The 14,371-nt window shown below is 38.3% G+C and carries 10 protein-coding genes; all 10 read right to left on the bottom strand.

Translation table 11 applies throughout. The annotated features are described in order from the left end of the window. Nucleotides 1–28: 28 nt before the first annotated feature. Nucleotides 29–1,717, bottom strand: coding sequence for an NADH-dependent [FeFe] hydrogenase, group A6 (locus WMO14_RS00295; protein WP_055307042.1), 1,689 nt, complete (start codon nt 1,715–1,717; stop codon nt 29–31). Next, a complete protein-coding gene (locus WMO14_RS00290; RefSeq protein WP_022502742.1) occupies nt 1,711–3,561 on the bottom strand; it encodes an NAD(P)-binding protein in 1,851 nt (616 codons plus the stop codon). The genes WMO14_RS00295 and WMO14_RS00290 overlap by 7 nt, the downstream gene beginning before the upstream one ends. A gap of 521 nt (nt 3,562–4,082) precedes the next feature. Further along, nucleotides 4,083–5,246, bottom strand: coding sequence for a phosphoglycerate dehydrogenase (locus WMO14_RS00285; protein WP_349153083.1), 1,164 nt, complete (start codon nt 5,244–5,246; stop codon nt 4,083–4,085). Beyond that, on the bottom strand, nt 5,246–6,328 hold the full coding sequence (serC, locus tag WMO14_RS00280; RefSeq protein ID WP_318255772.1) for a 3-phosphoserine/phosphohydroxythreonine transaminase: 1,083 nt from the start codon (nt 6,326–6,328) through the stop codon (nt 5,246–5,248). Before serC ends, WMO14_RS00285 begins: the two co-directional genes overlap by 1 nt. Nucleotides 6,329–6,519: 191 nt before the next feature. Continuing rightward, nucleotides 6,520–8,211, bottom strand: a complete 1,692-nt coding sequence (gene ilvB / locus WMO14_RS00275) for a biosynthetic-type acetolactate synthase large subunit (RefSeq protein WP_055174368.1) — start codon at nt 8,209–8,211, stop codon at nt 6,520–6,522. A 54-nt stretch (nt 8,212–8,265) separates the two neighbouring features. Continuing rightward, complete coding sequence (ilvD, locus tag WMO14_RS00270; protein WP_349153082.1) at nt 8,266–9,936, bottom strand: dihydroxy-acid dehydratase; 1,671 nt, start codon at nt 9,934–9,936, stop codon at nt 8,266–8,268. 184 nt (nt 9,937–10,120) lie between these two features. Further along, nucleotides 10,121–11,203, bottom strand: coding sequence for a 3-isopropylmalate dehydrogenase (leuB, locus tag WMO14_RS00265; RefSeq protein ID WP_349153081.1), 1,083 nt, complete (start codon nt 11,201–11,203; stop codon nt 10,121–10,123). A gap of 350 nt (nt 11,204–11,553) precedes the next feature. Then, the gene (gene yajC, locus WMO14_RS00260) at nt 11,554–11,838 is read right to left on the bottom strand and encodes a preprotein translocase subunit YajC (protein ID WP_022502748.1); all 285 of its coding nucleotides are present in this window, start codon (nt 11,836–11,838) and stop codon (nt 11,554–11,556) included. Between the two features lie 135 nt (nt 11,839–11,973). Further along, nucleotides 11,974–13,110, bottom strand: a complete 1,137-nt coding sequence (gene tgt, locus WMO14_RS00255) for a tRNA guanosine(34) transglycosylase Tgt (protein ID WP_349153080.1) — start codon at nt 13,108–13,110, stop codon at nt 11,974–11,976. 164 nt (nt 13,111–13,274) lie between these two features. Beyond that, on the bottom strand, nt 13,275–14,342 hold the full coding sequence (gene aroC / locus WMO14_RS00250; protein ID WP_349153203.1) for a chorismate synthase: 1,068 nt from the start codon (nt 14,340–14,342) through the stop codon (nt 13,275–13,277). Nucleotides 14,343–14,371 lie beyond the last annotated feature (29 nt).

The raw sequence follows: 14,371 nt of genomic DNA, 5'->3' as shown, positions 1-14,371 counted from the left end.
TACAAATACACAGGTAGTGTCACTTTACCTAATGGCTGATATGTAATAATTCGTGTGCCTTGTGTGATAATGGCTCACCAAAATAATCTTTGTAGCACTGCATTACTGATGGATTTTCGTGTGAAAATCTGAGATTATTCACTTTATCAAGTCCATAAAGCACCTTGCTTCTATTGGCTACTTTGTTATCATCATCTTTAATAGGCTGTCCACCACCATTAATACATCCACCAGGACAAGCCATAACTTCAACAAAGTCATAATGTGCCTTGCCTGTTGCAATAGCTTCCATAAGCTTTCTTGCATTAGAAAGACTGCTTGCAACCGCAACCTTAAGTATATTGCCATTAATTGTAAACTTAGCTTCCTTCCAGCCGTCAAGACCTCTTACACACTGGAAAGCATCAGGTTCTGGATTAGTCTTATTAACAAGGTAATAAGCACTTCTAAGTGCGGCTTCCATAACTCCGCCTGTAGCACCAAATATAACACCTGCTCCGCTTCCTACACCTAATGGGTCGTCAAATTCTTCTTCCTCAAGTTCCTGAACTTTTATAAAGAAAGACTTTAACATACGTTCCACTTCTCTTGTAGTAAGAACCGCATCAACATCTTTACCATTATCCCATGTACATTCATCTTTCTTGGCAAGACAAGGCATAAGTGATACACAGAATATTCTTTCAGGCTCTACGCCCAGCTTTTCTGCATAATATGACTTAGTCACCGCTCCAAACATCTGCTGTGGTGACTTTGCTGTTGAAAGCCTGTCCACATACTGAGGATATTCCTTCTTTATAAAGTTGACCCAGCCCGGACAGCACGATGTAAACATTGGAAGTCCTGACTCCTTAATCTCTGGAAGTCTTTCAAGAAGTTCGCTTCCCTCCTCCATAATAGTAAGATCTGCTGAAAATGTTGTATCAAATATGTAATCAAAGCCAATCCTTCTAAGTCCTGCAACAAGTCTTTTGGCTGTTGCGAAATCTTTAGAAAGTCCAAAGCCTTCACCCCACGCTGTTCTTACAGCTGGTGCTATCTGAACGACTGTTATAATATTCTCATCTTCAACTGCATCAAGAACACGGCCTACATCATCTCTTTCCCTTAATGCACCTACCGGACAGTTCACAACGCACTGTCCACAAAGAGTACAGTTAGTCTCCTGAATAAGCCTGTTCTTAGCCACATTTACAGTTGTTCTTGAACCTGTATTAACCACATCCCATATGTGCATACCCTGCACATTATCACATATCTGTACACAACGCATACATTTGATACATTTGTTATTCTCTCTTATAAGTGGAAATGTCTTATCCCATTTATTCTTTTCAAGAATAGAGTCATAAGGCATCTCAGATATATTAAGTTCATTGGCAAGTGACTGTAATGTACAGTTACCGCTTCTTACACAGGAAGCACATTCATAATCGTGCTGTGAAAGTATAAACTTAACATTAGTCTTTCTTGTTGTACGTACCTTTCTTGTGTTAGTACGGATAACCATACCTTCCTGAACAACATTATTGCACGCCGTAACACATCTGTCCTGTCCCTCAACCTCAACAACGCACACACGGCACGCACCTATTTCATTAACTTCCTTAAGATAGCAGAGTGTAGGTATCTCAACGCCTACTTTTCTTGCAGCTTCAAGGATAGTTGTACCATCTTCTACTGATATAGCTATACCATTAATTGTTGCATTTACCATTGTTCTTCTCTGCCTCCTCTGAATGCTCCAAATCCAAAATGGTCACATCTTAGACAGCGTCCAGCCTCCTGACACGCTTCCTCACAAGAAAATCCATATTCGATTGGCTCAAAATCATTCTTTCTTTCTGCCGCATCTCTTAACGCAACCTCAACTCTTCCACAGGCAACCTTATCTTCATTGCTTGCATACGGAATTTCAACATCACATGTAATCTCGTGGTTAAATCCTAAATATTCATCTATATTAGCCGCCGCAACTTTACCTGCCGCAATAGCCTTAATAACTGTCGCTGGTCCAGTTACACAGTCACCACCTGCAAAGACACCCTCAGACATTTCTCCGTCCTGTGGTGTAATATTACCTGTATTAAGTGCTGATATAACACCTCTCTGAACCTTAATACCGTGTTCCTCGAAGCTCTTAGTCTCTATACCTTGTCCGATAGCAACAACTATAAGGTCACTTTCTAATAAAACCTCATCTTTAGCCGCTGCCTTAGGAGCTGGTCGTCCGTGTGAAACCCTTGATATCATCTGTGGCTTTACAATAAGTCCTATAGCATTACCTTCTTCGTCCTGCTTAATACGCACTGGTGACATAAGTTCAAGAACATCACAGCCTTCCGCCTCTGCACCCTCAACTTCTTCTTCAAGGGCAGTCATATCTGCTTTACGTCTTCTGTATACAATGCTTACCTTGCTCGCACCAAGTCTTATTGAAGAACGGGCAACGTCCATTGCCACGTTACCACCACCGATAACGATAACCTTCTTGCCTGTATAATCTGGCATATCTCCATCACCGATAGCACGAAGCATCTCTACAGCAGATGTAATGCCGCTCTTGGCATCCTCGCCTTCTATACCAATCTTTTTATCAGCGTGTGCTCCAATTGATATGTATGTAGCATCGTATTCTTTGGTTATATCATCAAATGATATATCCTTTCCTACGCTTATATTCTTCTTAACTTCTATTCCTGTTGAAAGTATTGAGTCAATTTCCTCGTCAAGCTTCTTTCTTGGAAATCTATAATTAGGAATACCATATCTTAACATTCCGCCAAGCTGCTTTCTCTGCTCAAATATAGTAACCTTATGTCCCATAAGTGCAAGATAATAAGCCGCACTAAGACCACCCGGTCCGCCACCGATAATAGCAACCTTCTTGCCTGTCGGTGCTTCACATTCTGGAACCGGAACAATACCTGAATTATCAACAGCCATTTTCTTAAGTCCACGGATATTAACAGGTGCATCTATAATTGTTCTTTTACATCTGTTCTCACAAGGGTGCTCACATATATAAGCACAGGTTGTTGGCATTGGGTTATCCCTTCTTATAAGTCTTACCGCATCAGCATATCTTCCCTGCTGTACAAGTGCTATGTAACCTGGAATATCAACACCTGCAGGACATGACTTAACACAAGCAACCGGCTGGTTACTGTTGCATGAACAGAAACCATTATGTATATGTGATTCAAAATCATCTATACAGCCATCAACTGACTTTAATGCAAGCTTTGCAGCTTCATATCCAATTGCACAGTCTGCTGAATAATATATACCTTCTGCTGTAAGCTTAATATTCTCTACTGTCTCCTCATTTGCCTCACCATCAAGAACATTATCAAAAAGTCTTGCAAGCTGTCTTAAGCCTACACGGCAGGGAACACATTTACCACACGACTGTGCAAGACACATTTTTATAAATGACCTTGTAAGGTCAACTGGACAAAGCCCAGGAGGACTGGCTACAATTCGTCTTTCAAGATCCTGATACAAAGACTCCATTGTAACCTGAGCCTTATCTTTAGTTAATATCGTTAATCTACTCACTAATAAATAGACCTCGCTTTCTATAATAATATTACTGCTTTCAATCTGCAATCCGACATCAATATACCTCTTAATATCAACATATAATTAGACACCAATGTATCATTTAATATCAATATATAATCTGATATCATCATTGCAGCTTTCTTCTATATCCAATCTATTATAGTGTAACATTACCATTAATAATTGACAACAAAGGTTATTTCTTTAACAAACCAACACAAATACCATATTTTACATACAATTCTTAATACAATGTGCTGTCCTGCAAACTTTTACAACTAAACACCTTATTATCCATATAATACACGATATCACTATAAATACACCATACAATTAACTTAATCTAATATTATACCGCCACGCACTATTATGCAAGCAGAAACGATTTCGGCATTTCACACTACTATGCAGGAAAAAAGCAGGTGCAAAACGAATTTCACACCTGCCAAAATAAATTATATAACATTTATTATTCTTAATTATCCAGAATAAATTGTTGCTGCTAAGTTTTGTAATTACTTAACAACTCTTACCTTAATAACACCATCTATAGCTGAAAGCTTAGCTGTTACATCTTCTGTGATAGCTGAACCTGTATCAAGAACAGAGTAAGCATAATCTCCTCTTGACTTGTTATCCATAGATTCGATATTAATACCTGCATCACCCATAACGCTTGTAAGCTTGCTTATGATTGCTGGAACATTCTTATGGCATACTGTAACTCTTCCTGCTGATGTACATACGCCACAATCACAGTTAGGATAATTAACAGAATTAACAATATTACCGTTCTCTATGTAGTTTCTTAATTCCTTAACTGCCATAACAGCACAGTTATCCTCTGCTTCTTCAGTTGAAGCACCAAGATGAGGAAGTACAATAACACCTTCCTGACCTGCTGTTGTTGTATTAGGAAAATCTGTAACATACTTAGCAACCTTGCCAGACTTAATAGCATCAAGAATAGCTGGCTCATCAACAAGTACATCTCTTGCACAATTAACAACGACTGTACCCTTCTTCATCATATCAAATGCTGCCTTATTAATCATGCCCTTAGTACTATCAAGTGCTGGCACATGGATTGTGATATAATCACATTCCTTGTATATATCCTCAACATTAACAATATGCTTAACTTCGCTTGAAAGATTCCAGGCTGCATTAACTGAAAGATATGGGTCATATCCATATACTTCCATTCCAAGGCTTATAGCTGCATTAGCAACTAGCTGTCCGATAGCACCAAGTCCGATAACACCAAGCTTCTTGCCTTTGATTTCCTTACCAGCAAATGCTTTCTTAACCTTTTCTGCTGACTTTGCAATATCTGCATCATCTTTATTATCTTCTACCCACTTGATACCGCCAAGTAAATCTCTTGAAGCTAAAAGTAAAGCTGCAAGAACGTGTTCCTTAACCGCATTAGCATTAGCACCTGGTGTATTAAATACAACGATACCCTTATCTGCACATTTATCAAGTGGAATATTATTAACACCAGCTCCAGCTCTTGCTATAGCAAGAAGATTATCTGGTAATTCCATATCGTGCATCTTAGCACTTCTTACAAGTACTGCATCCGCTTCTTCAAATGCTGCATTAGCATTATAATCGCTTGAGAAAAGGTCAAGACCTACAGAAGCTATATTATTAAGACAATTTACGTTAATCATTAGGCATTCTCCTTTTCGAACTTCTTCATAAATTCAACTAACTTCTCAACGCCTTCGATTGGCATTGCATTATAGATAGAAGCTCTCATACCGCCAACTGTTCTGTGACCCTTAAGATTTACAAATCCAGCCGCTTCTGCTTCTTTAACAAATTTAGCATCAAGTTCTTTATCACCTGTTACGAAAGGAACATTCATAAGTGAACGGTCTTCCTTAACAACTGTTCCCTTAAACATCTTAGACTCATCAAGGAAATCATAAAGAATTTTAGCCTTCTTTTCATTGTGTTCTTTCATAGCTGAAAGTCCACCCATCTTCTTAATCCACTTAAATACCTTGCCGCAGATATAGATATTGTAGCAAGGAGGTGTATTATAAAGAGAATCTGCATCTGCCTGTGTCTTCCACTTTAACATAGTTGGTGTTCCAGGAAGTACATCATCTGTTATAAGGTCTTCTCTGATAATTGCAATAACAACACCAGCAGGTCCGATATTCTTCTGAACTCCGCCGTATACTACACCATATTTTGTTACATCAATTGGTTCTGATAAGAAACAAGATGAAACATCTGATACAAGTATATGTCCCTTAGTATTAGGGAGTGTCTTATACTTTGTTCCATATATTGTGTTGTTCTCACAGATGTATACATAATCTGCATCCTCTGGAATATCAAGATCTGAACAATCTGGTATGTATGAATATGTCTTATCCTCTGAGGAAGCTACAGCAACAGCCTCACCATAGATTTTAGCTTCATTAAATGCTTTCTTAGCCCACTGGCCAGTGATAATATAAGCTGCTTTTTTGTTCTTCATAAGGTTCATTGGAACTTCTGCGAAGAACTGCGATGCACCACCCTGAAGGAATAATACCTTATAATTGTCAGGTATATTCATAAGCTCTCTTAAGTCTTTTTCAGCTTCTTTGATGATGTTATCGTAAACCTTGGAACGATGGCTCATCTCCATAACCGACTGACCAGAACCCTGGTAATCTAACATCTCATCTGCTGCTTCCCTTAATACTTCTTCGGGTAATACTGCTGGACCTGCACTAAAGTTATAAACTCTTGCCACTTTCTCTTCCTCCTGATTCATTTCAATAATTAATCATAAACATTTAATCATAAGTAAATATATTCAAAATAACTTAATATATTAAAAATTTATTAACATTTATTCTATTCCTGCTAAATCGCTCTGTCAAGTTAATATTTTATCATAATAAAGTATTTGCTGTACTTTTTTTAATACCAAAAGGCTGATGCTTAATTAGCACTCTCCTTTTTATTAAGATCATCTCTGTCAAATGCTTCTGATATAGGTGCTCCAGGTGCAACCATAGGGAATACCTTATCATCTTTGCATATATCACATTCAATGACGCAAGGTATATTAAGCTCGATAGCTTCTTTAAGAGCCTTCTCAAAGCTTTCTATATCTGCTACACGGTATGCCTTAGCTCCCATACCTTCTGATACCTTAACAAAATCAACCTGATCGTTAAGTACTGTTGCAGAATAACGCTGTCCATAGAAAAGATCCTGCCACTGGCGTACCATACCAAGAACGTGATTATTAAATATAACCTCGATTATTGGAATATTGTAACGTGTAGCTGTTGCAATCTCATTCATATTCATACGGAAACAGCCATCTCCTGCTATATTAATAACAACCTTATCACGACAGCCAACCTTAGCACCTATGCTTGCACCAAGTCCATATCCCATTGTGCCAAGTCCACCTGATGTAAGAAGTGTTCTTGGACTTTTGAACTTATAATGCTGTGCAGCCCACATCTGGTGCTGTCCTACATCTGTAGATATAATTGCATCTCCGTTAGTAATCTCATATATCTTTTCCATAATATATGGTCCATTAAGAACATCTTTTCTATACTTCATAGGGAACTTTTCTTCATAATTTTTGATATGTTCCATCCATTCTGTATGCTCTGACTGCTCAAGCTTGGCATTAACTCTCTTTAGTATCTCAGCCGCATCACCTATTACAGAAGCATCTGTATGTATATTCTTATTAACCTCAGCCGCATCTACATCAAACTGAAGAATTTTCGCATTCTTTGCAAATTTCTTTGTATTTCCTGTAACCCTGTCAGAAAATCTTGCACCGATTGTAATAAGAAGGTCACATTCTGACACACCAAAGTTAGATGTCTTAGTTCCGTGCATACCAAGCATACCTGTATAATGAGGATCTGAACCATCAAATGCACCTTTACCCATAAGTGTATCGCATACAGGTGCATCTATCTTTTTAACGAATTTTCTTAATTCATCCGAAGCTTCTGATGCAATAACTCCGCCGCCAACAAATACATATGGCTTCTTAGCAGCTTTAATCATAGCAACTGCATTTTCTACATCTTCTTCTGTGATTGTATCTGTAACTCTCTCAATTGGCTTAGGAGTTTCTTTAATGTAATCACACTCATTAGCTGTTGCATCTTTAGTTATATCAACAAGAACAGGACCCGGACGTCCTTCCTTAGCTATCTTAAAGGCTCTTCTTAATGTAGCAGCAAGATCCTTTACATCTTTTACAATAAAGCTGTGCTTAGTAATCGGCATAACTATTCCAGCTATATCTACTTCCTGAAAACTATCTCTACCAAGGAGTGGAAGTGTAACATTACATGTAATGGCAACGATTGGAATTGAATCCATCATAGCTGTTGCAATACCTGTTACAAGATTAGTGGCACCAGGTCCTGATGTCGCAAAGCATACACCAACCTTTCCTGTTGCTCTCGCATATCCGTCTGCGGCGTGAGATGCACCCTGTTCGTGAGATGTAAGGATATGTGTTATCTCATCTGAGTGCTTATATAACGCATCATAGACGTTAAGAATGGCTCCACCTGGGTATCCAAATACAGTATCTACACCCTGTTCTTTTAAGCATTCAACTATAATCTCTGAACCATTTAATATCATTAGTCTGTCTTCCTTTCATTATATTTATCATTCTATTTTATCTAAATATACTTATTATGCCTCTGGTGTCTTTAAAACAGCACCTCTGTTACCTGATGTAACCATTGAAGCATATCTCTTAAGATATCCTGTTGTTACCTTAGGTTCTCTTGGCTGCCATTTTGCTTTTCTTGCAGCAAGTTCTTCATCAGAAACTTTAAGTTCAAGCTTTAAGCCTGGAATATCAATGCTTATGATATCGCCTTCCTCTACTAAAGCAATAGGACCGCCTACTGCTGCTTCTGGTGAAACGTGTCCGATAGAAGCACCACGGCTTGCACCTGAGAAACGTCCATCTGTAATAAGTGCAACTGATGAACCAAGTCCCATACCAGCAATAGCTGATGTTGGGTTAAGCATTTCTCTCATACCAGGACCACCCTTAGGACCTTCATATCTGATAACAACAACATCACCAGGTACAATCTTTCCACCCTTGATAGCTGCAATAGCATCTTCTTCACAGTCAAATACTCTTGCTGGACCTTCGTGTACAAGCATTTCATCAACAACTGCTGAACGCTTAACAACTGAACCATCTGGTGCAAGGTTACCAGAAAGAACTGCAAGACCTCCTGTCTTACTATATGGCTTATCAACTGGTCTTATGACTTCTTCATCTTTATTATAAGCCGTAGCAATGCACTCACCGATTGTCTTTCCTGATACTGTCATACAATCTGTATTAAGAAGTCCAATATCAGCAAGCTCATTCATAACTGCATATACACCACCGGCTTCATTAAGATCTTCCATATATGTAGGACCTGCTGGTGCAAGGTGGCAGAGGTTAGGTGTCTTTTCGCTTATTGGATTAGCGAACTTAATATCAAAATCAAAACCAATCTCGTGTGCAATAGCTGGAAGATGTAACATACTATTTGTTGAACAGCCAAGTGCCATATCAACAGTAAGTGCATTCATAATAGAATCCTTTGTGATAATATCTCTTGCTGTAATACCCTTATTAACCATATCCATAACAGCCATACCAGCGTGCTTAGCAAGCTTAATTCTCTCTGAATATACGGCTGGGATTGTTCCATTCCCACGAAGTCCCATACCAAGAGCTTCTGTAAGACAGTTCATAGAGTTAGCTGTATACATACCTGAGCAAGAACCACAAGTAGGACATACCTTTTCCTCAAATTCAAGAACATCTTCTTCTGTCATTGTTCCAGCGGCATATGAACCAACTGCCTCAAACATAGATGAAAGACTTCTCTTCTTACCCTTTACGTGACCTGCAAGCATAGGACCACCTGATACAAATACTGTAGGAAGGTTAAGTCTTGCTGCTGCCATAAGAAGTCCCGGAACGTTCTTATCACAGTTAGGTACCATAACAAGTCCGTCAAACTGATGTGCAATAGCCATACATTCTGTTGAGTCAGCTATTAAATCTCTTGTTACTAAAGAGTACTTCATACCAACGTGTCCCATAGCAATACCATCACACACTGCGATAGCTGGGAATACTACTGGAACACCACCAGCTTCTGCTACTCCTAACTTAACTGCATTAACAATCTTATCAATATTCATATGACCTGGTACTATTTCATTATATGAACTTACAATACCAATCATAGGTTTCTTCATCTCTTCTGCTGTGAAGCCAAGTGCATTAAAAAGGCTTCGTGCAGGCGCCTGCTGCATACCGCTTCTTGCGTTATCACTTACCATAACTATTCTCCTTGTAAATCTAATTCTTTAAGTTAAAATGTTCTCTTAGCTCGCATATTTACATAAAATACATAACTTATTCCAATATTCGTTAAGCCTTCATACATTATACTGCTTCACTAATTATCCAGCTTTTATACATTATGCTGCCAGGAAACATTTATCATTACTGTCTATACTTTATTTATACTCTCTCTGCTATAAGGTCACCCATCTTGTCTGTTCCGACCTTTGTGCAGCCTTCTGAATAAATATCTGTTGTTCTGTAGCCTTCCTTAAGGACTGCTGCAACTGCTGCCTCAATGGCATCTGCTTCCTTATCAAGGTCAAGTGAATATCTTAACATCATAGCTGCTGAAAGGATAGTTGCTATAGGGTTAGCTATATTCTTTCCTGCTATATCTGGTGCTGAACCATGGCTTGGCTCATATAAGCCTAACTTAGTCTTACCAAGGCTTGCTGATGATAACATACCGATAGAACCTGTTATCATACTTGCTTCATCTGAAAGAATGTCACCGAACATATTCTCTGTAAGAATTACATCAAACTGTCCCGGATTCATAACAAGCTGCATAGCACAGTTATCTACAAGCATATCCTCTAATTCAACTTCTGGATAATCTTTAGCAACTTCGTGTACAATCTTTCTCCAAAGTCTTGAAGAATCAAGTACATTTGCCTTATCTACACTTGTTACTTTCTTTCTTCTCTTCATAGCAATTTCAAAGCCCTTGATTGCTATCCTTCTAATCTCTTCTTCATTATATGTAAGAGTATCTATGGCAGTCATAAGTCCGTCAACTTCTTCTGTGTGTCTTTTACCAAAGTAAAGACCACCAGTAAGCTCTCTCATAATAACCATATCGAAGCCATCTCCGATTATCTCTTCCTTAAGAGGGCAGGCTGCCTTTAACTCATTGTATAAATATGCAGGACGAATATTAGCAAATAACTCCAAATCCTTACGAATCTTTAATAATCCAGCCTCTGGTCTTAGGTCAGGTGCAACATCATACCATCTTGAGTTACCCACGTTTCCACCAACAGCACCAAGAAGCACTGCATCTGAAGCCTTAGCAATTGCTACTGCCTCATCTGTAAGAGGTACTCCACACTCATCAATAGAGCAGCCTCCCATTAAAATCTTCGTATAATCGAACTTATGTCCATATTTGTCAGCCACTGCATTTAACACTTTAACTGCTTCTGCGACTATCTCTGGTCCGATTCCATCACCGGGAATTAAAGTTATTTTACAATCCATAACGTATCCTGCCTTTCCTTCTTGTACTAACGCCCTACTTAAGTTTATTAACCCACTTTCAGGCTATTGGTTAATATATTACTCCATAATAGTGCATTTTTCAAGTATTTGTACAATATCGACAGTACCAAAACACCCATTTTTATCAAAATAGAAAAAGCTCATTCTCGCACCGTATTCGGTCGTTTGCATCAACCCACATCTTCGTGCGGACGCATATTATCGTCATATGATATTTTTTGTATAACAGAGAATCCTATCAGAATTTCCCATTACACAAAAAAGCTTCCAGCACCATTTACCGGCACTGGAAGCTAAATCTTTTAATTCTGATTTATTATTCTCTCTGATTATTCTTCTGATGAAGCTGGCTTTTCTACCTGAGCAATTGCTTTCTTCTGCATTGTTATACGGCAGTTCTTATTGTTACCAAATTCAACGATAACATCATCTTCTGTTATATCAAGAATAACACCATAGAAACCACTTGTTGTAAGAACATAATCACCTATCTCCATAGAGTCCATAAGCTGCTGCTGTTCTTTCTGCTGTTTCTTCTGTGGCTTAATTGCGAAAAAGTACATTAATGCACCAAGTGCAACTACATATACTACAATAATACCAAGCTGTCCCATATATATTCCTCCTAATTACTTGCCTTCATACAGGCTCAATATTGTTATAATACCTTAATTGTGGTCATATGTCCATTGTTTAATGATAAATTTATAGCATTTTTATGATTTTAAATATTTATGCACTGCCATTAATTACTTCTTATCATAAGTCTTAAGCAGATATAATCTTTCATCCTTAAAGCTCTTATAATTTCCTGCATCAATAGCCCCCCTTATGTCTTCCATAAGGTGATTATAAAAGTAAAGGTTATGAAGCACACAAAGTCTCATTCCAAGCATTTCCTTAGCCTTAAGCAGATGTCTTATATATGCTCTTGAATAATTCCTACAGGCTGGACACTGACAGCCCTCCTCGATAGGTGATGTATCCTTTTCATACTTTGCATTGAAAAGATTAATCTTTCCAAACTTTGTATACACGTGTCCGTGACGTCCATTTCTTGATGGATATACACAGTCAAAGAAATCAATACCCCTGTCAACCGACTCTAAGATATTAGCTGGTGTACCAACTCCCATAAGATAAGTTGGCTTGTTCTGTGGAAGGTATGGAACAACCTCGTCCAGAACGTGATACATTTCTTCGTGTGTCTCACCAACCGCAAGACCGCCAACTGCGTATCCGTCAAGATCAAGCTCTGATATGCGCTTTGCGTGGTCAATTCTTATATCATCATAAATTGCCCCCTGATTAATACCGAATAACATCTGACTCTTATTTATAGTATCTTCAAGTGAATTAAGACGATTCATCTCCTTCTTACAACGCTCAAGCCATCTTGTAGTTCTCTCAACTGAATTAATAATATACTTTCTATCAGCCTTAGCAGGCGCACACTCGTCAAATGCCATTGCTATAGTCGAACCCAGATTAGACTGAATCTGCATACTTTCCTCTGGCCCCATAAATATCTTATGTCCATCTATATGTGACTGGAAAGTTACTCCTTCTTCCTTAATCTTACGAAGTCCCGCAAGTGAGAACACCTGAAATCCGCCCGAATCTGTAAGAATAGGCTTATTCCAGTTCATAAACTTGTGAAGACCTCCAAGCTCTTTTATAAGCTTATCACCCGGTCTTACATGGAGGTGGTAAGTATTGGATAACTCTATCTGTGTTCCTATTTCCTGTAAATCTGTTGTAGCAACTGCACCCTTAATAGCAGCCACTGTACCAACATTCATAAATACAGGTGTCTGCACAGTTCCATGAACTGTTGTAAATTCAGCTCTTTTTGCTCTTCCATCTGTCTTTAATATCTTGTACATATTCTCTCTTTCCTTATATATAATCTTAAATTAATTGCCCTTAAATATACAACCTATATTTCTCAACAAATATATATAATCTGCATCTCTTAATAAAATGCAATCTATATATCTAACAAATATATAACTCTTAATCACTCTGTTCTATAATAAATAATTCCTGATTAATCTCTCTTATAAAACTCTGTTATCCTGTCAATTCTTGATGTCATATTGGCAAATATCATATCCACAAGAGTAACTGCTGTCATCGCCTCAACAACAACTACAGCTCTTGGAACTATCATTGGGTCGTGTCTTCCCTTTATAGATATCTCTATATCTTCACCTGATTTATTAACAGTTTCTTGAGTTCTTGCTATTGAAGGTGTAGGCTTGACTGCCGCTCTTATGATTATATCAGAGCCATCGCTCATACCACCAAGCACACCACCACTGTGATTGGTCTTTTTGACAATCCTTCCATCTTTAATAGTAAAGCTGTCATTATTCGTACTTCCTGTACTGTCTGCTGCTGCAAATCCATCACCAATTTCAAAGCCTTTTACAGCACCAATGGACATTATAGCCTTTGCAAGATTAGCATCCAGCTTCTCAAATACAGGGTCTCCAACACCAGCCATCATACCAGTTACAACACACTCAATTATTCCACCCATTGAATCCTGCTCTTTCAGCTTCTCATCTGCGTACTTCTCAACCTGCATAGCAGCATTACTGTCTGGCATATTAAATGCGTTATTATCGCGTTCTTTCAAATCAAAATTATTATAATCTATATTAATTCCACCAATTCTAGATGAATATGCACATACCTTTATTCCAAGTTCCTCTAATATCTTAACAGCTATTGCTCCTGCCGCAACCCTGCCTATAGTTTCCCTTCCAGAGCTTCGTCCACCACCTCTGTAATCCCTGAAACCATATTTCTCGTCAAATGTATAATCTGCATGTCCAGGTCTGTAATAGCCTGCTATCTCAGAATAATCTGCTGAACGCTGTGTTTTATTATATACTACCATAGAAATCGGCGTTCCTGTCGTCTTTCCTTCAAATACACCTGACAAAATACTTACTTTATCATCTTCTTTCCTAGGTGTAGTATACTTTGACTGTCCTGGTTTTCTTCTGTTAAGAAACTTCTGTATATCTTCTTCACAAAGAGAAATTCCCGCAGGACAGCCATCAACAACAACTCCGAGTCCCTCTCCGTGAGATTCACCCCAAGTCATAAATTTAAAAATATTACCATATGTTGAAC

Source organism: Lachnospira rogosae (ex Hitch et al. 2025) (genome assembly GCF_040096455.1).
In the GTDB taxonomy this organism is placed as follows: domain Bacteria; phylum Bacillota; class Clostridia; order Lachnospirales; family Lachnospiraceae; genus Lachnospira; species Lachnospira rogosae.
The sequence above is the reverse complement of the archived record's forward strand: the minus strand, read 5'-3'. Positions and strand labels throughout refer to the sequence as shown.